19 protein-coding genes and 1 riboswitch are annotated in these 20,963 nt (G+C 43.7%); of the genes, 11 read left to right on the forward strand and 8 right to left on the reverse strand.

What is annotated here, in order from left to right:
• Positions 1-18 precede the first annotated feature (18 nt).
• Entirely contained in the window at positions 19-729 is a 711-nt protein-coding gene (hda, locus tag K0I73_RS08595) for a DnaA inactivator Hda (protein ID WP_220064048.1), read from the forward strand.
• A gap of 74 nt (positions 730-803) precedes the next feature.
• Here the strand turns inward: hda and K0I73_RS08600 are convergent, their stop codons facing one another.
• The 3 genes from K0I73_RS08600 to bepA all read right to left on the reverse strand — a co-directional run bounded on the left by K0I73_RS08600 (position 804) and on the right by bepA (position 3,157).
• Positions 804-1,172: a DUF2069 domain-containing protein gene (locus K0I73_RS08600; protein ID WP_220064049.1), complete on the reverse strand. Its 369-nt coding sequence runs from the start codon at positions 1,170-1,172 to the stop codon at positions 804-806.
• A gap of 14 nt (positions 1,173-1,186) precedes the next feature.
• Positions 1,187-1,534, reverse strand: a complete 348-nt coding sequence (gene arsC / locus K0I73_RS08605) for an arsenate reductase (glutaredoxin) (RefSeq protein WP_220064050.1) — start codon at positions 1,532-1,534, stop codon at positions 1,187-1,189.
• Positions 1,535-1,699: 165 nt separating this feature from the next.
• Positions 1,700-3,157: a beta-barrel assembly-enhancing protease gene (gene bepA / locus K0I73_RS08610; RefSeq protein ID WP_220064051.1), complete on the reverse strand. Its 1,458-nt coding sequence runs from the start codon at positions 3,155-3,157 to the stop codon at positions 1,700-1,702.
• Between the two features lie 194 nt (positions 3,158-3,351).
• Here bepA and K0I73_RS08615 point away from each other — a divergent pair, with 194 nt between their 5' ends.
• Together K0I73_RS08615 and K0I73_RS08620 are read left to right on the forward strand one after the other, a co-directional pair.
• Positions 3,352-3,579 (forward strand): sulfurtransferase TusA family protein, encoded by a 228-nt coding sequence (locus K0I73_RS08615; protein WP_220064052.1) that lies wholly within the window; start codon positions 3,352-3,354, stop codon positions 3,577-3,579.
• A 31-nt stretch (positions 3,580-3,610) separates the two neighbouring features.
• Complete coding sequence (locus K0I73_RS08620) at positions 3,611-4,690, forward strand: AI-2E family transporter (RefSeq protein ID WP_220064053.1); 1,080 nt, start codon at positions 3,611-3,613, stop codon at positions 4,688-4,690.
• 72 nt (positions 4,691-4,762) lie between these two features.
• Here the strand turns inward: K0I73_RS08620 and K0I73_RS08625 are convergent, their stop codons facing one another.
• The gene (locus tag K0I73_RS08625) at positions 4,763-5,656 is read right to left on the reverse strand and encodes a LysR family transcriptional regulator ArgP (RefSeq protein ID WP_220064054.1); all 894 of its coding nucleotides are present in this window, start codon (positions 5,654-5,656) and stop codon (positions 4,763-4,765) included.
• A 175-nt stretch (positions 5,657-5,831) separates the two neighbouring features.
• On the opposite strand from K0I73_RS08625, the gene K0I73_RS08630 reads away from it, so the two are divergent.
• On the forward strand, positions 5,832-6,398 hold the full coding sequence (locus tag K0I73_RS08630) for a LysE/ArgO family amino acid transporter (RefSeq protein ID WP_220064320.1): 567 nt from the start codon (positions 5,832-5,834) through the stop codon (positions 6,396-6,398).
• 57 nt (positions 6,399-6,455) lie between these two features.
• On the opposite strand, the gene bcp is transcribed toward K0I73_RS08630, so the two are convergent.
• Positions 6,456-6,926: a thioredoxin-dependent thiol peroxidase gene (gene bcp / locus K0I73_RS08635; protein WP_220064055.1), complete on the reverse strand. Its 471-nt coding sequence runs from the start codon at positions 6,924-6,926 to the stop codon at positions 6,456-6,458.
• Positions 6,927-6,936: 10 nt separating this feature from the next.
• Positions 6,937-7,479, reverse strand: a complete 543-nt coding sequence (locus tag K0I73_RS08640; RefSeq protein ID WP_220064056.1) for a glycine cleavage system transcriptional repressor — start codon at positions 7,477-7,479, stop codon at positions 6,937-6,939.
• Positions 7,480-7,723: 244 nt separating this feature from the next.
• Here K0I73_RS08640 and dapA point away from each other — a divergent pair, with 244 nt between their 5' ends.
• The 5 genes from dapA to K0I73_RS08665 all read left to right on the forward strand — a co-directional run bounded on the left by dapA (position 7,724) and on the right by K0I73_RS08665 (position 16,739).
• On the forward strand, positions 7,724-8,608 hold the full coding sequence (gene dapA, locus K0I73_RS08645; RefSeq protein WP_220064057.1) for a 4-hydroxy-tetrahydrodipicolinate synthase: 885 nt from the start codon (positions 7,724-7,726) through the stop codon (positions 8,606-8,608).
• Between the two features lie 3 nt (positions 8,609-8,611).
• Entirely contained in the window at positions 8,612-9,733 is a 1,122-nt protein-coding gene (gene bamC, locus K0I73_RS08650; RefSeq protein WP_220064058.1) for an NlpB/DapX family lipoprotein, read from the forward strand.
• A 164-nt stretch (positions 9,734-9,897) separates the two neighbouring features.
• On the forward strand, positions 9,898-12,297 hold the full coding sequence (locus tag K0I73_RS08655) for a GGDEF domain-containing protein (RefSeq protein ID WP_220064059.1): 2,400 nt from the start codon (positions 9,898-9,900) through the stop codon (positions 12,295-12,297).
• A 264-nt stretch (positions 12,298-12,561) separates the two neighbouring features.
• Positions 12,562-13,647 carry an efflux RND transporter periplasmic adaptor subunit gene (locus K0I73_RS08660; RefSeq protein WP_220064060.1) on the forward strand — a complete coding sequence of 362 codons (1,086 nt, stop codon included), beginning with the start codon at positions 12,562-12,564 and terminating at the stop codon, positions 13,645-13,647.
• Positions 13,644-16,739, forward strand: coding sequence for an efflux RND transporter permease subunit (locus K0I73_RS08665; RefSeq protein WP_220064061.1), 3,096 nt, complete (start codon positions 13,644-13,646; stop codon positions 16,737-16,739). Before K0I73_RS08660 ends, K0I73_RS08665 begins: the two co-directional genes overlap by 4 nt.
• 92 nt (positions 16,740-16,831) lie before the next feature.
• Here K0I73_RS08665 and K0I73_RS08670 read toward each other — a convergent pair whose 3' ends face one another.
• Positions 16,832-17,143: a hypothetical protein gene (locus K0I73_RS08670; protein ID WP_220064062.1), complete on the reverse strand. Its 312-nt coding sequence runs from the start codon at positions 17,141-17,143 to the stop codon at positions 16,832-16,834.
• Between the two features lie 799 nt (positions 17,144-17,942).
• Here K0I73_RS08670 and K0I73_RS08675 point away from each other — a divergent pair.
• Entirely contained in the window at positions 17,943-18,479 is a 537-nt protein-coding gene (locus K0I73_RS08675) for a DTW domain-containing protein (protein ID WP_220064063.1), read from the forward strand.
• Between the two features lie 103 nt (positions 18,480-18,582).
• On the opposite strand, the gene trhA is transcribed toward K0I73_RS08675, so the two are convergent.
• Positions 18,583-19,260, reverse strand: a complete 678-nt coding sequence (trhA, locus tag K0I73_RS08680; RefSeq protein WP_220064064.1) for a PAQR family membrane homeostasis protein TrhA — start codon at positions 19,258-19,260, stop codon at positions 18,583-18,585.
• Positions 19,261-19,507: 247 nt separating this feature from the next.
• Here trhA and K0I73_RS08685 point away from each other — a divergent pair, with 247 nt between their 5' ends.
• On the forward strand, positions 19,508-20,473 hold the full coding sequence (locus K0I73_RS08685; RefSeq protein WP_220064065.1) for a hypothetical protein: 966 nt from the start codon (positions 19,508-19,510) through the stop codon (positions 20,471-20,473).
• Between the two features lie 165 nt (positions 20,474-20,638).
• A riboswitch (TPP riboswitch) is annotated at positions 20,639-20,737 on the forward strand.
• Positions 20,738-20,963: the final 226 nt, after the last annotated feature.

A 20,963-nucleotide genomic window follows, 5' to 3' on the forward strand; every position in this document is an offset into this window, starting at 1 on the left:
GATATTGAGAGTTGATTAGTGGCATCCCATTCCCCGTTACAATTGTCGTTACCTGTCTATCTGCCCGATGATGAGACCTTTAAAAGTTATTATCCTGCGGCGGGTAACGATGAGTTAATTCAAAGTTTACAAGGTTGTGCCGACGGCAGTGCAAATAAAGCAGTTTATTTGTGGGGACCAGTAAAGTCTGGTCGTACACATTTGATGCACGCAACTTGCGCTCGCGCCAATGAACTTAATCGTAATAGCTTTTATCTGCCCTTAGGTATACACGCGAGTATTTCGACAGAACTGTTAGAAGGATTAGAGCAGGTGGATCTTGTCTGTATCGATGATATCCATGCTATAGCGGGTCATCCCTTGTGGGAAGAGGCGTTATTTGATCTATATAATCGAGTCGCTGAGCAAGAAAACTGTTCGTTAGTGGTTAGTGCGAGCGCATCTGCCGTAGAGAGTGGATTTGCGTTACCCGATCTTATTTCCCGCATGCAATGGGGATTAACTTATCAGTTACAGCCCATGGCCGATGATGAAAAGTTAGCGGCATTGCAGCGCAGAGCTGCGATGCGAGGTTTACAACTTCCAGAAGATGTTGGTCGCTTTTTATTGAAACGTTTAGCACGAGATTTAAGAACCCTATTCGATGTACTCGATAGGTTAGATAAGGCGTCGTTAGTGCATCAACGTAAGCTAACAATCCCTTTCGTCAAGGAGATGCTGCGGCTTTAGTCTTTGTCAGTGTTGTTGATATAAATAGTAAAGGCGCCAGTAGGCGCCTTTACTATTTATACCAATTGGTATGATTACTTTTTCTTCTTTAAGCCCAGTCCTAATTCTCTGCCGCGTATACGCGCATAGAATGGCAGGCTCACCAATAATACTGACAACAAGAGTACTTCAACGATTGCGAATATGAGGTCAGTCTCGGTGACGTACAATAAGGTCAAACCATGGAGCATATAGAGGCACACGATAAAACTGGCCCAGGCATAGGTATAGGGCGCACCAGTTAAGATCCCTTTTAGCGGAGCGAACAGAGGCAAGATCCAAAGCAGGCTGAACGCCATAGAGTACTCACCGTTTAATCCTTGATGACCAAACCAGGCTGTGAGTAGCAGTAATAGCGCTACGTAACAGGTACGGCTGATTTGAAATAGCATGGTTGAGCTCATTCGCTGGTATCGCCTTATAAAATGGTTAATACGTTTTCTGGTGGACGGCCAATAGCAGCTTTGTCGTTAGCCAAAACGATAGGGCGCTCAATAAGCTTTGGTGTGTCTACCATAGCTTGAATGAGTACTTCATCATCAAGGACATCGGCTAAACCTTGTTGCTTATATTCATCTTCTTTGGTACGCATTAGCTCTCTTGGGGTGATAGCTAATTTTTCTAAAATACCGTTAATCTCTAACTTTGTCAGCGGTGTTTTTAGATATTCGATGATCTGGATGTCACAGGCTTTCTCTTCAAGTAAAGCAAGGGTTTGACGGCTTTTTGAACAGCGCGGGTTATGAATAATCGTTACTTGAGTCATAGTCTCTCTGCTTATCGTGAAAATTTGCCGACATTCTACTTTAAAAGGTGAGCAGAGTCACAAAGAGTTATGTTTGTTTGATAGCGTTGATGACAGAAGTTGATTAGCCTGTTGGAAGCGGAGCCAGATAGACTGGCTCTCGTTCGAAAGAGATTTTATCCGGTGTTAAAGCAGATCTAACGCCTTCTTTGATTGCTTGAACTGGCGGATCCGCGCCTCTATGCGGGCTAGTTGCAATGGTTTTTGCTCTGATAGTCGATAGGCAAAATTAAGTTGATCGATCGCACCATCATAATCTGCTGCAAGGGCCATCGACTCGGCTTTTGCATAATACTCCATCGCTTTATTGCCCGCTTTCTTATAAGCGTCACTTAATAGCAATAGTGGCAGCTGATTTTGTCGGTCGAGAAAAATCATCTCTTCTAAGATAGGGATCGCTTTTTGGGGTTTGTCATCTTCGATGTAAGCATTGGCTAGATTGATATTGATCACCTGAGAGGTGGGCTTTAATTGGCGCTCCTCCTCTAAGAGTGCGATGGCTTTAGTGTGTTGATTGCGTGCTAACAAGAGATCGGTTTTAGTATCGATATAAAATAGATTATTGGGATCTTGTTTTAATAAGCTATCGATGATCTCTTCCGCTTGTTTTGCCTTGTCTGAGCGAAGCAGGGCAAGCGCTAAGCCATACTGGGCCGCCTGCTCGAATGAGTAGCTGCGTTTTTTAATTTGTTCTTGAAATAGCAATAACGCAGACTCTTCGCTATAGCTAGAAAAACGCACCTGAATCCGCGCTTTTGCAAGTTGAAAATCAAGACTGTCAGGTACATATCTATGGGGGTATTGAGCCGCGCGGTTTCTCGCTTCGGCAATACGAGATTCGGGTAAAGGGTGAGTTAACAGCATTTGTGGCGGTTTAGACGTAAAGCGATATCGGGTCGCAAGTTTAGCAAAAAAATCGGCGGCACCATCTGGGTCAAACCCAGCATCGACTAGAATTTGCATGCCAATGCGGTCTGCTTCTTTTTCATGTAGACGGGTATAGTTAATTTGTGATTGGGCCGACATCGCCTGAGTTGTTGCGAGCGCTGCCATCCCCGCTTGTGGCACGGCTATCGCGAGTAAGATAGAACCTAACATTGCCGCCATAGTCGCTGTTGAGCTTTTCTCTTTTGCTTCAATTGAACGTGCCAGATGACGTTGGGTAACGTGACTAATTTCGTGACCAATCACAGATGCTAGCTGGCTTTCGTTGTCTGCATTAAGAAAAAGGCCTGTATGGACGCCCACATGACCACCGAAAAATGCAAATGCGTTGATCTCATCATTACGTAATAGGAAAAAATAGAAGGGTGTCTTCACTCCCGTTGCGTGGGCAACCAGTTTATTACCCAGTTCCGTCATGTATTGGCTTAGTACGGGATCGTTTAGCATAGGCGCAGATGAGCGAATGACTCGCATGTAAGCATCGCCGTAGCTGTTCTCTTTTTCTAAGCTGAAGGTATTAACTGCAGCGGTGCCTAAATCCGGTAAATCGTTGTTGGCAAACCCCTGTGGAGCTAAAGAGAAAAGGGCAAATGACAATGCGCCTGCAACTAGGGATTTTGCTGTATTTATTTTTCTCAAACTTTTCCTTAGCGGTTTATCTGCAGATCATCTTGCTTATTGGAGCGAGTCGAGGGAGATAAGTTCATTCATCTACTGCAATAAGTTGTTGAGCTAATAGTGTAAAAGGACAATATACGATCGGCTCATAGATAACTTGTGGTTTAGTCAGAGACTTAGGATAATAGCGACAGTTTGCCTTTAGCAAGTTGATTATGACTTTTATTGATTTGACCGCCTATCGATGCCCGCTTGCCTTAGTTAAGCTTAAGTTAGCACTTAAGCACGCTGGTGAAGGAGAAGTGTTACAGATCTCCTTAGTTGATTCGGGATCTAGGCAAGATGTTCCTCGCTTTTTATTAAAGCTTAAGTATCCTTTTACTGAGCTACGAAATGATGACCAAATGTTAGTATTATCCGTTGTGAAATCCACAACATCTTAATTATAGAGTGTTATTTGAGTAGGAATTGTGAATGTTATCCTTATTGACAAATTGGTATAAAGAGCGATTTAGCGATCCTCAAGCCGTGACGCTGGTATTTATTCTCGTGGGTATCGCGATGGCTATCTATTTTGCCGGAGGCTTGTTGGCACCGCTCCTCGTTGCGCTTGTACTGGCATTTTTACTCGAGTGGCCGGTAGCACAGATGGTTAAAGTGGGCATTAATCGAACTACTGGTGCCTCATTAGTGCTAGTGCTGTTTATTGGTGTCATGTTACTGCTGACCTTTGGATTAATTCCAAGTGTTTGGCATCAGGGGGTTGCGCTCGTTACTGATCTTCCAAGTATGTTGGATAAAGGCTTAATTACCGTAAAGGGGTATGCTGAACAGTACCCTCAGTTTTTGGGAGTTGAGCAGCTTGACTCGACAGTCGGTGAGTTAAAAAAAATGCTCGATACTCAGCATATTTTTGATTTGGGTAAGCAGTTAATCGGCTACTCTGCATCGTTATTGGTACTCATGGTTTACGCGATTTTAGTGCCGTTATTAGTGTTCTTTTTCTTAAAAGACAAAGATATGTTGTTACGCGGTAGCAAACGGTTTATCCCCTCTAACAGGGAGTTAGCTCGTAAAGTGTGGTTAGAGATGAATCAGCAGATCTTTAACTATATTCGTGGCAAGGTAATAGAAATTGTCATCATTGGTGTCGCCAGTTATATCTTCTTCGCCATTATGGATTTGCGCTACGCGGCCTTACTTGGGGTGTTAACTGGTTTTTCTGTGTTAATCCCATATGTCGGCGCTACGTTAGTGACTTTACCCATCGCGCTGGTGGCATTTTTCCAATGGGGAGTCAGTCCAGAGTTTGGCTATCTTATGCTAGGTTACGGGATTATTCAGGCGCTAGATGGTAATCTTTTGGTCCCTATCTTGTTTTCTGACGCTGTGGATCTACATCCTGTCTTTATTATCGCTGCGGTATTAGTCTTTGGTGGGTTGTGGGGAGTATGGGGAGTATTCTTTGCGATCCCGTTAGCCTCCTTAGTTAAAGCTGTGATAAACGCATGGCCAAAGGCCAGTAGTGGCGAAGGTAGTGAACAAACTGCTTAGCAAGTATGTTGATAAAAAAGGAGCTTAGGCTCCTTTTTTATTGTCAGTCTTTAAAGGATAACGTGTAGCCTTCTATGGCTGAACCAATACTTGTTTTGCAGCAATAGCCAGCGCTCGATATACCAAGGTTGTTTGTTTGGCCTTGATGTTCCAGTGTTGCCAATACAAAGGCACTCGCATCGTTTTCGCTGGCGTTAATAGTTGTAAACGTCCACTGTCGAGTAGCGGTTTCGCTTGAAGGTGCCCGACGAGTCCGTAACCCATACCCAGCATGATAGCATCGAGAAAGCTTTCAGAAGAGGGGATTTGATGCTCATTCCAAGCTTGAGGCTCCATTGCAAAATACTCAGCGAGAAATTTTTCGTGGAGTTTATCTTTGGTTGAAAAGACCACAGCGGGTGCCTTGGCTAGACTCTCTGGTGATAGGCCATTGGCAAAATACTGGGCGATGAAATCATTAGTCGCCACACACAGGTATTCCATTTGTCCTAAGTATTCACTAGAGCAGCCCGTAAGGGGAGATTCAGTCGTGGTAACACAGCCAACCGCTGCGCCACTTTTTAGCAGATGGTGAGTATATGATTCATCATCAACAATGAGCTCTAGCAGCCATTTATGTCGTTTAAAGACCTCAGACACCGCAGGTAGGAACCATGTCGCGAGACTATCGGCGTTAACACCAATTTTGACTATGGTTGGTAGGCTAGGATCGTCGGCGTCGATTTCTGCGCTTAATTCGCTTTCTAGCAGACTGACTTGCGCGTAATGTCTAAGCAGTCGTTTTCCCATCGGCGTAGCTTCGGCCGGATTACTTCTGATTAGCAGGGTTTGTCCTACTTTTTCTTCTAATTGTTTAATACGCTGAGATACCGCCGATTGAGTAATAAACAAGGCTTTTGCGGCGCGATCAAAACCGCCTTCTTCAACGACAACACTTAGCGCTCTGAGATGGGCATAATCTAGCATCTCTTCCTCTTTACACTGAAATTACATTATTAATTTTACTAATGATACATTAAAAATATTAGTTATATTTATTATTATTAATCCACTATTCTGCCGCTCTATTAAATTGTTTAGCTTAGTTGGAGTCGTTGTGCAGGCATTTATTCAAGGCATTGGCATTGGTGGCAGTTTGATCATGGCGGTCGGTGCTCAAAATGCATTTGTATTAAAACAAGGGTTAAAGCGGTCCCATTCACTGCCGATTGCGGCCTTATGTTCGTTAATTGATGCATTAATGATAACCGCTGGTGTGGCTGGACTTGGGCATTTGATCATCGCCTTTCCGGTAATCAAAGATATTGCGAGCTTTGGTGGTGCGCTATTTTTGTTTGTTTATGGCAGTCGCGCATTGAGATCATCATTTCATCCTCAGTCGCTAGATTCAGAATCAACCATTGGCGCAGAGACGCTAAAAGCGGCGGTGTTAACAACCTTAGGAATTAGCTTACTTAATCCGCACCTTTATCTCGATACCCTTGTCTTGCTCGGCAGTATCAGCACCCAATTTGAGGGCTCCGATAAACCTTGGTTCGGCGCAGGTGCGGTATTAGCGTCATTTGTTTGGTTTTTTGGCTTGAGCTTTGGCGCGAGATATTTAAGTCCGTTATTTAAACGTCCTAAAGCTTGGTGCTATTTAGATAGACTTATTTGTTTAATCATGTGGAGCATAGCGAGTGCGCTGTTATGGCCTTACTTGAATTAATTTGATCACAAAAAAGCCAGCTAATGCTGGCTTTTTTGTTGCTGAGGTGAATTATGCTTATTGCTGTTCAATATAATTCAATACAACTTGATGGTGATCTTTGGTTTTAAATTTGTCAAACACATGAGCTACTTTACCATCTTGACCAATTAAAAAGCTTAGACGATGTATGCCATCGTAGATCTTACCCATGAATTTTTTCTCGCCCCAAACACCAAAAGCATCTGCAATCTCGTGATCCTCGTCGCTTAATAGTGAAAAGTTAAGCTCATGCTTATCGGCAAAGCGTGCCAATTTTGCCACGGGATCTGGGCTAATGCCAAACACGGTCACTGCAAGATTATCGAGTTGCGGCTTAGTATCCCGTAGTCCACATGCCTGTACAGTGCAGCCAGGGGTCAGTGCCTTAGGATAGAAATAGACCAATACAGGGCCAGTTTTTAGTGCCTCTTGCAGTGAGATGGTTTGGTCATTTTGGTTTTGTAGCGTAAAGCTTGGTGCAGTATCACCAGTAACTAAGGTGTTCATTCATGTTCCTTTATTGTTGGGTTTCGATACCTTGCATACGTTCTATGCTACAGCTTAGGTTCAATTCGGCCGCTAATTCGTTAAGACTTTGCTCAAGTTTTTCGATATCCACTTTTTCTGGAACATTAACCGTAAGCGATACATTTTGTACGGGTTCACCTTCAAGGTTCTCTTCTGCATGGGAGCGCACTGCGGCAAGATCCAGTGACCTATCTGCCATAAATTGGGTGAGGCGTCCCATGGTGCCGCGTTGATCTTTACCATTGAATGTGACCAGTAGGCGAGAGACGAAATTAAGTGGCGTATGTTTAGAGGTACGCTTCATTACGGTCAATAAGCCTAGTTCCACACTCAATGCTGGCAGACTGGTTTCCATTTTGGTGATTGAAGCCCAGGCACCAGAAATCATCATGATCAAAGTAAACTCGTTGCCAAATATTGCCATTCTGCTGTCGACGATATCACAGTCACATTCACTTGCTAATCGCGCGAATTTACTGACAATACCAGGACTATCTGAGCCCAGCGCGGTAACGACCAGATGATTTGACATGAAATTCCCCCTCTAAGTTACTGCTACAAATTGTACAAATACACACCAAATGAACCCTGTGTCATTTTGAGGAGCGTTATGCTACCACATGTTCGTTGTTTTGAGATCCCTGTCTTAACAAACAGTCAAAGAAATGGTTAGCATCGCTCTGAGATAAAATTCTAATAAATCTCAAGAGAGTTATGCTTGTTTTTACAGGTTACCATCAGTACCATAGCGAGTCCTGAACCCTTGGGGAAGTCACATGATAAACGGAAGCATTGTAGCCTTAATCACACCAATGAATAGTGATGGCTCGGTTGATTATGCAAGTCTAGAGAAGCTCGTCGAATACCATATCGAGCAGGGAACTGATGCCATTGTCGCCGTAGGCACAACGGGTGAGTCAGCCACATTACCACTTTCAGAACATATAGAAGTTGTTGCTCATACAGTTAAATTTGCCGCGGGCCGAGTGCCTGTCATTGGCGGTAATGGCGCGAATGCAACAGCCGAAGCAATTGAATTGACCAAGGCACAATCTAAGCTTGGCGTAGCCGCTATGCTTGGTGTGACCCCTTATTACAATAAGCCAACACCTAAGGGCTTAGTCGCTCATTACAAAGCGGTAGCGGCTGCAACCGATATCCCGCAGATATTGTACAACGTACCAGGCCGTACCTCGGTGGATATGTTGCCAGAAACCGTAGCTCAGCTTGTTGAAGTACCGAATATCATAGGCGTTAAAGAAGCAACGGGAGAGGTGAGCCGAGTTGCTCGTCTACGTGAGCTTTGCGGTAATGATTTCAAATTATACAGTGGTGATGATGCCACTGCGCGCGAGTTTTTGACCCTTGGTGGTGACGGCGTCATTTCTGTGGCCAACAATATTGTGCCTAAACAGTTTAAAGCCATGTGTGCGGCAGCGTTAAATGGCGACATAGCGGGTGCGCTAGCAGCTGAAGCAGAAATTAAGGGCTTGTTTAGCGCTTTGTTCTGCGAAGCGAATCCGATCCCGGTTAAATGGGCCGCTCATCGCATGGGATTAATCAGTAATGGATATATTCGTTTACCGTTAACGGAACTTTCACCCGAATATCATGGTCTGTTGCTAGAAGCGATGAAAAATGCCCGAATAGAGGTTCAATAATAAATGCTAAAGCAAGTAACTCCAATTTTGCTGATTGCAGCTGTCACGGCTTGTAGTTCACCAATAGATAGACGTCAGGCTAACGGTAATGATGATTATGCTGTGTTGGAGCCTCAACAAAGATTAGTTATTCCCGAAGGTTTGAACGAACCTAAGTACAGTACCGAGTACGAGATCCCTAGTGTTAGTAGTAAAGCTGATACCGATCTTGTGGGTAAAAAGCTTGATATCAGGCCGCCATTGCAAGTATTGCCTATGGCTGAAGGCACCCATGTTGAAGAGTCAAGTGACAGTATTAAAATTGTCGTCGAATCTATCGATAATGATGTCGATCTCAGGCAAGAGTTATTTACTATTTTGACTGAATATTTAAATAGTAAATCAATCAAGATGGTTAAAGATGATTATGCCGCTGGCATTATCGAGACTGACTGGATTGAAAATCAAGAAGTGATTGAATCTAACATGTGGGGCAGCGATGAGATCTACCTTGTCCGTCAACGCTATCGTTTTACTCTAGATGTTAGACCTCACGGCCGTAGTGGTAATTTAGCGATTGAACTTGTTGAACATGAAGAAAGCTTCGACGGTAAAGATCAAGACATAGTACTGAGTGGCGAAGATAAGCGTCGTTATACTGTCGATATGCTGAATAACACCATTGCTTACATGAGTGTTAAACGGGCTAAAATGCTTAAGGCTAAGCGTTTACGTGAAAGTCTCGGTATCGATGTAGAGCTCGTTAAGGCTAAACCCGTTGCCGAAGGCGAAAAGGCTGAAGTGAGCTATTGGTTGGCACAAGCACCGTATGCTCGTACATGGGAGCGTTTACGTATCGTGTTGCCAGAAATGGGCTTCGAGATCGTCGATATGGATAGTAATAAAGGCCTATACTACATCAACGTGAACGATGACTCTGGTTTCTGGAGTTCATTATGGAACGATAAGAAGTTACCTGTGAAGGAAGGTTCATATCGTCTTCGTGTTGAAGAGGACAAGCTCGACAGTAAGATGTCACGGATTTACCTAAATGATATGGCTGATGAGCCTGTCGGTAATGATGTTGTCGAAGCCGTTTATGACGGATTATCTGAATTGATGAAAGAAGATCGCAAAGTCAGATAATAGACAAGAATAGATAAAAAGGAGGCTGATATAGCCTCCTTTTTTTTGGCTATTTTTTAGCTTTTTTGAGCCCATAGCATTGCATGAGCCCATTTTTGCCATATAGTTGAGTAATACTTTTAGCGTATTTCGATCTAGGTGAGATTGAGCTCAATGGAGAGTAGATGGCCGCAAAATTGCAGCTGCAAGATATCGAAGCGAAATATTTAAAAATTGTCAGTGAGTTTGCTATCGATATGTTATCCCTTCAGGGGATAGATAATATATTGTGGCATCTTGCACAAAATGTCGTCGCGCAACTTGGCTTTGATGATGTGGTCATCTATCTGCTCGATGAAAAAAGGGACGTCTTGATACAGAAGGCGAGTTTTGGGGCAAAAAATCCGAAAGACCATGAGATATTAACGCCAATCGAATTAAAGTTGGGCGAGGGCGTTGTTGGCCAAGTCGCCGAGACTAAACGGCCGCTCTTGATAGGTGATACCCGGCTGTACGCTAACTATATTGTTGACGATGCCCCTAGACTCTCCGAGTTAGCAGTGCCTATGCTCGTTGAAGGCGAAGTTGTCGGCGTGATTGATACCGAACATCCCAAGAAGAACTTTTATAATGAGCAGCACGAGCGCACTCTCTTTGCTTTAGCGTCTATTACCGCATTAAAGATTCATAAAGCAAAAACCTTAGTAAAATTACAAAATACCATCGAAGAACTTGAATATTCGAGCAAAATCCAAGATACCTTATTTGAAATCGCCGAGATTATCTTTGAAACCGACAATATCAATACGTTTTATAGTCGATTACATCAATGTATCGGTAGGTTAACCTTTGCCAAAAATTTCTACGTTGCCATCTTAGACGAAGATGGTAGTACATTAAGCTTTCCCTACCATGTGGATGAGTTCGATAAGATTGAGCAAAATGCAAGAATCGCCATCGATCCAACATTTTTAAGTATTACTGGCTATGTATTGTTGAAAAATAAACCCTTATTGGCTACTGAAGCTCAGCTCAATGCTATGGTAGCAGCGGGTGATATTCATATTAACGGTAAAGTGCCAAATGCGTGGTTGGGGGTTCCCTTCGGTGATGAGTACTTTAAAGGCATTGTGGTGGTGCAAAGCTACCTCGATAGCGACCAATTCGAGCAGAACGATAAACAGCTTCTGGTCTTTGTTGCGAAGCATATTCGTAATGCCATAGAACGTATGAACGTTAAATCTCGGATGGAGTTCTTAGCTTTGCATGACTCCTTAACTGGGCTACCTAATCGGACATTATTTGTTGACCGGCTGACAAAGGCTCAGCAATCACTGACAAGCGATGGACTTCAAGGCATTGCCTTACTCTATATCGATATCGATAACTTTAAAGCCATTAATGACACTTATGGCCATCATCTTGGTGATGAGTTACTCAGAGGGATTGCACAGCGTCTTCTAGAGGGAGTCACCGAACATGATACCTTGTGTCGTTTTAGCGGTGATGAATTTGCTGTCTTGTTAGAGTTGATTGACTCACCGCAAAAGAGTCACGAGGTCGCATCTCAGTTACTTGAGCTCCTTGACGAAGTCATTGATCTCGGCGGTATACGTATTACAGTGTCTGCTAGTGTGGGCATAGTTAACTGTTTCCAAGCGAGTAGGTCAATTCCTCAGATATTAAGTCAAGCTGATGAGGCGATGTATAAGGCCAAGTTACTCGGAAGGAATTGTTTGTATGTCTATGAGGCTGATGCGAACCAGGTGCTTTCTTTACCTTATAAATTGGAAGCACAATTTGAGATGGCGGTAACAAAAAAGGAGCTGTATCTCGAGTACCAGCCAATATATGATCTTAAGACCGAGGTCATAATCGGTGCTGAATCTTTAATTCGCTGGCGGCACCCACAACTGGGCAAAATACCTCCGAATCGATTTTTGCCTGAGTTTCAACGTGAGGGTCTACTCGATCGTCTCGATATTTATGTGGTAGAGCAGGCGATCCAGTTTATATCTGAGCATCAAGAGTGTTTACCTAAGGGGTTCAAGCTCAGTGTTAATATCTCTGGAGCGGGCCTTAATTCGGCCCGTCTTTTAGCACTGTTTGAAGCGCAATATCAGCGTCATCCAAACATAATGGCTCAATTATGTATTGAGATCACAGAGCAGACCATAGTTAGCTCTGTGGATGAAACAAAGTTGACCATAGCGAGATTGCGGGAGATGGGATTGGCGGTATCGCTAGATGACTTTGGCACAGGGTATTCGTCATTGAGTTATTTGCATCAATTTACCTTCGACCAATTGAAAATTGATCGGGCGTTTATCAGTCATATGGATTTGGCCCATGACAATCGAGTGATTCTTGAAACCATTATTAATTTGGCCAAGACGCTTAATATCAAAACGGTTGCTGAAGGCGTTGAGACCCAGGATCAGTTTATGAGCATGCAACAACTCGATTGTGATTTTGCCCAAGGCTACTTAATGAACCCTTCACTATCTGGCACAAAGCTAATTGCTAGCCTCAAGGACAAACGGTCCTATAGTCGCGTCGACCAAACTAACTGTCTTATAAACTGAAAGTCTTGAAAGCAAATCAAGTCTATACAATTGATTTTATTTGTAATTGACGGGTTGATTTAGCGTTTGAGTCACAAGGAGTCGACAGACTCATTTAGGTCCATTCTTTCGTTTAACACCCAAGGGACGATCCATTGCTGTGAGTATTACGTATCACTCATGCATTGATCTATTGTTAAGTTTGTAAGCAAAAGTAAAACATCTTGATGCGTTATCATTCATAGGTAAACTAGCGTTAATTAACTGACGTAATTCGGAATATTGATGAAAAAAATTATAACAATCTCAATACTACTAGCGGCAGGTGCCGCGGCTTATTTTTACTTAAATCAACCCCAAATGTCTGGTTCAGCGAATGCCAGGCCAACCCCTAATGTCGTTGTTGCCAAAGCCGAGATGCAACCTATTCGAGACGAGGTGGAAGCCTTGGGGACTGGAAAAGCCAATGAGTCTATTACGGTGACGCCAAAAGTGACTGATGTGGTGACAGATCTGAATTTTGATGATGGTGATATTGTAGAGAAGGGGCGTCTGTTAGTGCGTTTGCAAGATAGAGAGCAGATAGCTCGTGTCACTGTGGCAAATGTAAAGATGAATGATCATAAAAGAGAGCTTGCCCGTATTAGCTCTTTGGTGACCAGCCAAACTGTTGCGGCTCTTGAACGTGATAGATTACAAACCCTAATCGATACGGCAAAAGCTGAGCTTGAACAAGCCGAGTCGGCGCTAAAAGATCGCCGTATCATAGCGCCGTTTTCAGGACGCCTAGGTTTACGTCAAATCAGCCAAGGGAGTTTAGTCACCCCAGGTACAGTGATCACCACCTTAGATGATATTTCGACGATTAAGCTCGACTTTTCTGTTCCAGAACGCTTTTTACAAGCTTTGCAGATAGGAAAGTCTGTTGAGGCGACAGCCGTTGCTTTCGATGGTGAAATGTTTAAGGGCAAAGTGGTGTCTGTCGATAGCCGTGTTAACCCTGTGACTCGCGCAGTCGTGGTTCGCGCCGAGATCGCCAACCAAGATTTACGCTTGCTGCCTGGTATGCTGATGAAAGTTAAACTCATCAAACAAAGCCGTGAGGCGTTAATCATTCCTGAAGCGGCAATCATTCCAATTCAGAAAGATCATTTTGTCTATCTTGTTAATGATGAAAATGTCGTTGAGCGCCGCCAAGTGCAGCTAGGTTTACGTAAACGTGGCTGGGTTGAAATTATTGAGGGTGTTGCCGTGGGTGAGCAGGTGATGATCCGCGGTATTTTAAAGGTGCGCCCAGGGGATACGGTCAAGGTACAAATGAGTGAGCATTTTAGCTTTCAAGAGCAAGCTAAGGTGGAGCCGATAGTATGATCTTGACGGATTTGTCGGTAAAACGGCCGGTTTTTGCTTCCGTTATTAGCATCTTATTGATCGCCTTTGGTTTAGTGTCATTCGATAAGCTTCCACTGCGTGAATACCCCAATATTGATCCACCTATTGTATCAGTGCAGACCAATTATCGCGGCGCGAGTGCAGCCGTGGTGGAAAGTCGAATTACTCAGCTGGTGGAAGATAGGATCAGCGGTGTCGAAGGGATCCGTAATATTAACTCATCTAGCAGTGATGGGCGTTCGTCGGTCACCCTTGAATTTGATGTCGGCCGAGATATTGAGGCGGCGGCGAATGATGTTCGCGACCGTATTTCTGGTTTGTTAAATAACCTGCCAGAGGAAGCCGAACCACCAGAGGTACAGAAAGCCAATGGTGGTGATGAAGTGATCATGTGGTTAAACCTAGTGTCTGATCAGATGAATACACTGCAGTTAACCGATTATGCTCGGCGCTATTTGGTCGATCGATTCTCGGTTATCGATGGCGTCGCCAATATTCGGATCGGTGGCGGTAAAGTCTATGCGATGCGGATTTGGATCGATAGACAAGCGTTAGCGGCACGTAACTTGACGGTTGCAGATATTGAATCGGTACTTCGTTCTGAAAACGTTGAGTTACCAGCGGGATCTGTGGAGTCGCAAGATAGACACTTTACCGTTAGGCTTGAGCGGACATTTAAGAATGAGGCGGATTTTTCCAACTTAGTGCTTGCTCAAGGCGCCGATGGGTATCTGATTAAACTCGGCGATGTGGCGAGAGTGGAGATTGGCTCAGAAGAGGAGCGGATCACCTTTAGAGGTAACCGCGAAGCAATGATTGGCCTTGGTATTTCCAAGCAGTCAACCTCTAACACTCTGGAAGTGGCACGAGCGGCAAATGCACTCGTCGATAAAATAAATCCCACCTTGCCAGCAGGTATGGAAATTAAACGCTCATACGATAGCTCTGTCTTTATCGAAGCCTCGATTAGCGAAGTTTACCAAACCCTGTTTATCGCGATGTTTTTAGTGATAGTGGTGATCTATCTATTCCTTGGTAGTGTGCGGGCGATGTTGATCCCAGCATTAACGGTTCCGGTGTCACTGATGGCAACCTTTATCGTGCTCTACGCCCTTGGCTACACCATTAATCTGTTGACATTGCTGGCGATGATCTTAGCGATTGGTATGGTGGTCGATGATGCGATTGTGGTGCTGGAAAATATCCACCGCAGGATAGAAGAGGGCGATTCGCCATTGAAGGCCGCCTATCTAGGCTCCCGTGAGGTTGCGTTCGCTGTGGTGGCTACAACCTTAGTGTTAGTTGCGGTCTTTATGCCAATTACTTTCCTCGAAGGGGATTTAGGTAAGCTATTTAAAGAGTTTGCCGTCGCGATGAGCGCAGCGGTTATTTTTTCGAGTCTTGTGGCGTTAACCTTAAGTCCTATGATGTGCTCTAAGCTGCTTAAACCCGCAGGGCAAGACTCTTGGCTGGTGCGCAAGATTGACGCAGGTATGAATAAGTTATCAGCCAGCTATCGTACCACCTTGTCTAAAGCGATGACCCATCCTTTTATCGTCAGTTCGTTAGTCATCATCGCTCTCGCTGCCAGTGGCTATTTGATGACTAAAGTGCCGCAGGAGTTTGCACCACGGGAGGATAGGGGCTCTATGTTCCTTATCGTCAATGGTCCTCAAGGAGCTAGCTTCGAATACATCACGCCTTACATGGATGAAATTGAAAACCGTTTAATGCCATTAGTCGAAAGCGGTGATATTAAGCGTTTGCTTATTCGTGCGCCACGTGGCTTTGGCAGAAGTGCAAACTTTTCAAATGGTATGGCGATTATTGTCCTAGAAGATTGGTCGCAGCGTCGCAGTGCGTTTGAGGTGATTGGTGATATTCGTGCAAGATTATCCGATTTGGCCGGAATAAGAGCCTTCCCCGTTATGCGTCAAGCTTTTGGTCGCGGAGTAGGGAAACCAGTACAGTTTGTGCTGGGTGGACCAAGCTATGAAGAGATCGCTAAATGGCGTGATATTTTGCTGGAGAAAGCCAAAGAAAATCCAAATCTTGTCGGTTTAGATCATGATTATCAAGAAACCAAGCCGCAACTTAGGGTGGTTATCGATAAAGATCGCGCCGCCGATTTAGGGGTGTCTATTTCTCATATTGGCCGGACACTCGAGTCGATGCTGGGTTCTCGTTTGGTGACTACCTTTATGCGTGATGGTGAAGAATATGATGTGATCATCGAAGGTAATCGAGACAATCAGAATACGGCGAATGATTTAAGTAACATCTATGTCCGATCCGATAGAAGCAAGGAGCTTATTCCGTTAGCAAACTTAGTCTCTGTTGAAGAGTTTGCCGATGCGAGTCAGCTCAATCGTTATAATCGCATGCGAGCCATCACTATCGAGGCTAACTTAGCCGATGGTTACAGTCTTGGCGAAGCTTTAGATTACTTAAATGATCTTGCTTACACTTACTTACCCGCAGAAGCTGTAATTAGCTACAAGGGGCAATCCCTCGATTATCAAGAGTCGGGTAGCTCAATGTATTTTGTGTTCTTGCTGGCGCTAGGGATCGTATTCTTAGTCTTGGCCGCTCAATTTGAGAGCTATGTTCATCCAATCGTGATCATGTTGACCGTCCCGCTTGCCACATTAGGTGCACTCATTGGCCTTTGGGCGACGGGGCAAAGCCTCAACATCTATAGTCAGATCGGGATCATTATGCTGGTGGGCCTAGCGGCGAAGAACGGTATCTTAATCGTAGAATTTGCCAACCAATTGCGAGATAAAGGCGTGGCGTTTAGCGATGCGATTATTCAGGCGTCGAGTCAGCGTCTACGCCCAATCTTAATGACGGGGATCACCACCGCAGCGGGTGCAATTCCGTTAGTCATGGCGACAGGTGCCGGCGCCGAGACACGCTTTGTTATTGGTGTTGTGGTGCTGTCGGGCATTATATTGGCGACCTTTTTTACCTTGCTTGTTATTCCTGTGGCTTACTCTCTGCTTGCTCGTAATACTGGCTCGCCAGAGGCGGTCGCTCAAGCATTAGAGAAAGAACTTAAGCAAAGTTAAACTACATAAATAGTAAAGACGAAGGGCCAACCTAGTGATAGGTTGGCCCTTTATTTTCAGGCGGCGTTTTTGTCAGCTTCTTATACTATAAATCACGCGATCAAAGCATTTAACTCAGCTTGCCACTTATCTATCTGATTGTAGAAAGATAAGTGGGGTAGTGCCTTTAGGCCGCTTGTGGTTTCTGCGATCAAAGTTGGAAAACCTTGTACGCCCCATTGGCTCATTAGTTGGCGGCTAATTGCTACCTGCTCCTCTATCTGGTTATCATTAACGAAGCGAGCAATCGCAGACTGATAAACATCAATGTCGATACTCAGCTCACTCGCTAAATCCCTGAGTACACCAATGTTACTGACATCCAAACCGTGCTGATAATGCGCCGATTGAATCGCCTCTAGCATATCAATGCCTCGGCTTTAGTAAAACCTGTATCGATGAGCGCCGCTTCGGTTTGTCCTTAAACTAATGCTGAGTTGACGCTAAAGCTGATAGGCATGGCGTTATACACTTGTAGTGTCAATTCGCTCTGTGCTGTATCGATTAGTACCGCAGCATGAGCAGAAGTGGCAAGCATAATATGTTTTATTCCTGTTTGGGATGATTTGGAAGCAGGAGCAAGTTTAGCGCGTGGAGAGCTTATTGAAGTGTTGTCGTAATGGGGCCAACAAGAGATGGATATGTCTTGTATCCTTCAAGGAAACATCTCTCGTTAACGGTTAGAGCGTTAATCGACTTTTTAATTATCGAACATGGGTGGGACTAACGTGGGACTAAGTTGTTTGGTCACCAAGTACACCTACTAAACTCATCTCCAAATATATTGCTCAATCAGTACCTTGTGCTAAATTTCGTGCTAATAGCTAATCAATTTTATCAAGCCTCATTCAAAGGCTGATTAGCGTTGAATAAGCTGCATCAATACCAGCTAATGCTCATTAAGGTCTGATATGTGATCCTAATAAATATTGCATTATCGCTAATAAAAGAAACCATTATTTATGGATCGAGGCTCTTTAATTATCGCGCTACAGATCACAATAAAATGATCTTAAATCGCCGCTAATTCATATAGACTCACCAGCTTATTTCTAACGTACTTGCTAATTTGACTAAGCGAGGCTTGTGGTCCTAAGTATGTAGGGGCTAAATTGTTAATCGAAAACCTACAAGCATCAAATGAAGATGAATAAAGGCTGTTAAATGAAGATAGTGTTACTCACCCATGAGCGAGAGCTCTCGCGGCCAACCAATACTGGCCGTTTGGCGTTAACGCATTTTCCCGAGTATTGCCAACAAGTGATCTGGTCTCGGGTTAATCCTGAGCGTGCATTGCAGCAAGCTTGTGAAACGGGTCAAGCGTTACTGATGTTTCCTGCAAAGGATGAGTCGAATAATGACGCTGAAGTCTTAGGGGCGGGAGTGACGGCAGTCAAGGCAACATGGACAACCTATAGTGAGATTGATCAGATAGACGCTATGGAAAACAAACAGATCATTATTTTAGATGCAACATGGCAAGAAGCACGAAAAATGATGCGTCAAAGCCCCTATTTACAACAGGCAGATCGACTTGCCTTAAGCGTTGTTGGCGATTCATCCTATCAGCTACGTCGCAATCAATTAGAGGGGGGCTTATGCACTATAGAGTGTGTTCAATTACTCTTCAGGCAAGCTAGCATGTTAAAACAGGCAGAGCAGCTTGAGCTGGCATTTACTCAATTTAATCAGCGTAGGTGATAGCGAGTCAGCTATCACACTGAGTGTTCAATAAGAATACGAGTAATGACAGGAGTATAAGCTAGGTTGCTGATAACTGAGCTTAAGTTATTTTATCTTGACCTTATATTACCGTTAAATAGACGCAGAGGAAGTGACTGAGTGCGCCAGCAAGCACAAATAGGTGCCAAATAGCGTGATTATAGGGAATACGTTTTACCACATAGAAAATCACACCAACGCTGTAAAAGAGACCTCCAAGCAGTAATAGCTGAAATCCAAGGGGAGTCATTGCTGCGATAAGGTCCTCTAATACCAACATACATAACCAACCCATGGTTAAATATAATATGACGCTAAAGGCCTTGAAGCGGTGGATGAAAATGGTTTTAAATAATACCCCGCCCAAGGCTATCCCCCAGATCGCCGCTAACATTATTAAGGCTGTATCACCGCCAAATTCGATAAGCATTAATGGGGTGTAGGTGCCAGCAATGAGAAAATAGATGGCACAGTGATCGGCTATTTTAAGCTTATGTTTTAGTTGTGGGTCTTTAACGCTATGGTATAGCGTCGAACAGAGGAATAAGAGAATGATGCTAAAACAGTAAATGATTACACCTGTAAGCTGAATGTTGCTCAAATGCCCCCAGCCTTTAGCAACGGAAGAAATTAACGCTAATACCCCAGCAACAATGCCAAGTCCATGGCTAACACTATTAGCCAATTCTTCTTTTTCACTATATTGTTTATTTAAATCAATGGTTTTGCTTTCGACTGTCGATAACTCTTGCGCGGTCATAGAATATCATTGTATCTGTTTAGGTATCTGAACCGCAGTGTAACAGTTCAGATTGATAATCGCCATATTTAGATAACGAATGTACGCTCAGCCTTGCTAAGCTTATTCCGAGTTCAGGTGTGCGAATATTCGCCCATATCTGCCGTACAGATGAGAGGCAGATGTAAGTGGTTCATTAGAAGGGAACTAACATCTGCTGAGCCACTCTAATGGTCACTTATTAAAATGAGGTCAAGGGAAGGATACTTTGCCGATAAGAATAGTGTCAGGCTTTAACTTTAACGGGCTAAAACGGCGTTCTAACTTAGTAGAGCCTTCATTCGATAGAACATTTAGCCTGTATTCCGATAACCCAATTCTGGCTAATCATAACTATGATAGACGACTAGTCGATCATAATATGGGTCACTGTTTCAGTGGCCATTTATCATTTTTTGCGGTCGTGCTGACTCATGTACTATTGTTATGGTGCTTGCAATTAGCTTGGCGCCCCAGTCTGAATACTGCACACCTTGAGGCAACGGTAGAAACGAGTCATCCAAAGACTAAAAAGGTCAATGCTTATATCATTTATCAGCCTGCAACGCCTTTAAGGGACGATTCGATTGAGCCTAGCATCGCCGAAGCGCCAGTTCAGGTTACCGAGAAATCTAAGTCACAGCGGTTAATTCAGGCCGATACACAGATTGAGGCATTGGCGACAAATAAAACGGTTAAACAAGCCCCCATTACATCAGAAAGCGCGATTTCAGCAGATAATAAGCTAAGCTTGCGGGTTAAAAAAAACAGTAACCAAAGTCAAACAGCGAATAATAGCGTCATTCAAACCAATAGACCTGCTGTCAATGTCAGTCAGTTCACTCAAGGATATGTTGAAAGGCAGCGATTAGCAGCCCTGGATTCTTTAGTGGTTAACGAGGCCAATCTCTATACCCAAAACCGTTCACTAAGTGAAATGGATGGTGATATGGAGATCTTGCAACTTAGTACTCCTGATGAATTTACTACTGCGGTAACCTTAGATAGTCACATCGATCCTAATCGAATTGTTAAGCAAGGTGATACCTGCTATCGGATTGTTAAAGTGGGTACAGTGTTAAATCCCCATGCCGAGAATTTAGGCTATCCGTTTAAGTGTGGCGGACAGACCATTGAGCAAGCGTTAAAGGCCGCGATCGATAAGCGTCTTGCCATGATGGGGGTTAAAAACTGATATTTTATCTGTGACTATTATTCACTGCACTCGTGATATTATGAATAAACCCCGGGGCGTAAGAGTTTAATTTATTGTATTTAAAGATTTTTTTGATGTGATTTAGTTTGGTTTTTCTGCTTACTTTAAGGCTTGTTTATTTCTCTAACTTGAGACTATACTGACCACCTCTTGTCGGAGTGCCATTTGGCTGAGACCGTTTATTCGGGATCCGTTGAACCTGATCAGGTTAGTCCCTGCGAAGGAAACAAGCATGATATTAACGCAATATTATTATAAAAATGACAGATTGGACTAAGTAATAGGCTTGCACTAAATCGTCCTCTAAGACTAAAGCATCAACAAGTTTTATCTGCTCGTTTGATAAAAGATGTGAGTAATTTTAAGCTGATTTCGAGTGATAGTTTGGATTACTGGCTTTAGGTTTAGTCGTTTTATCTAGATTTTACCGCGTTACTATTTGAGCCGTTTAACAGGCAATGATTATTGC

Origin of the sequence: Shewanella mesophila, from assembly GCF_019457515.1 — a bacterium.
Classification (GTDB): domain Bacteria; phylum Pseudomonadota; class Gammaproteobacteria; order Enterobacterales; family Shewanellaceae; genus Shewanella; species Shewanella mesophila.

Coding starts and splice junctions, on each gene's coding strand:
- K0I73_RS08600 (WP_220064049.1), bottom strand. CDS start 1,172: ATGAGCTCAACCATGCTATTTCAAATCAGCCGTACCTGTTACGTAGCG.
- arsC (WP_220064050.1), bottom strand. CDS start 1,534: ATGACTCAAGTAACGATTATTCATAACCCGCGCTGTTCAAAAAGCCGT.
- K0I73_RS08615 (WP_220064052.1), top strand. CDS start 3,352: ATGACTTTTATTGATTTGACCGCCTATCGATGCCCGCTTGCCTTAGTT.
- K0I73_RS08620 (WP_220064053.1), top strand. CDS start 3,611: ATGTTATCCTTATTGACAAATTGGTATAAAGAGCGATTTAGCGATCCT.
- K0I73_RS08625 (WP_220064054.1), bottom strand. CDS start 5,656: ATGCTAGATTATGCCCATCTCAGAGCGCTAAGTGTTGTCGTTGAAGAA.
- K0I73_RS08630 (WP_220064320.1), top strand. CDS start 5,832: ATGGCGGTCGGTGCTCAAAATGCATTTGTATTAAAACAAGGGTTAAAG.
- bcp (WP_220064055.1), bottom strand. CDS start 6,926: ATGAACACCTTAGTTACTGGTGATACTGCACCAAGCTTTACGCTACAA.
- K0I73_RS08640 (WP_220064056.1), bottom strand. CDS start 7,479: ATGTCAAATCATCTGGTCGTTACCGCGCTGGGCTCAGATAGTCCTGGT.
- dapA (WP_220064057.1), top strand. CDS start 7,724: ATGATAAACGGAAGCATTGTAGCCTTAATCACACCAATGAATAGTGAT.
- bamC (WP_220064058.1), top strand. CDS start 8,612: ATGCTAAAGCAAGTAACTCCAATTTTGCTGATTGCAGCTGTCACGGCT.
- K0I73_RS08655 (WP_220064059.1), top strand. CDS start 9,898: ATGGCCGCAAAATTGCAGCTGCAAGATATCGAAGCGAAATATTTAAAA.
- K0I73_RS08660 (WP_220064060.1), top strand. CDS start 12,562: ATGAAAAAAATTATAACAATCTCAATACTACTAGCGGCAGGTGCCGCG.
- K0I73_RS08665 (WP_220064061.1), top strand. CDS start 13,644: ATGATCTTGACGGATTTGTCGGTAAAACGGCCGGTTTTTGCTTCCGTT.
- K0I73_RS08670 (WP_220064062.1), bottom strand. CDS start 17,143: ATGCTAGAGGCGATTCAATCGGCGCATTATCAGCACGGTTTGGATGTC.
- K0I73_RS08675 (WP_220064063.1), top strand. CDS start 17,943: ATGAAGATAGTGTTACTCACCCATGAGCGAGAGCTCTCGCGGCCAACC.
- trhA (WP_220064064.1), bottom strand. CDS start 19,260: ATGACCGCGCAAGAGTTATCGACAGTCGAAAGCAAAACCATTGATTTA.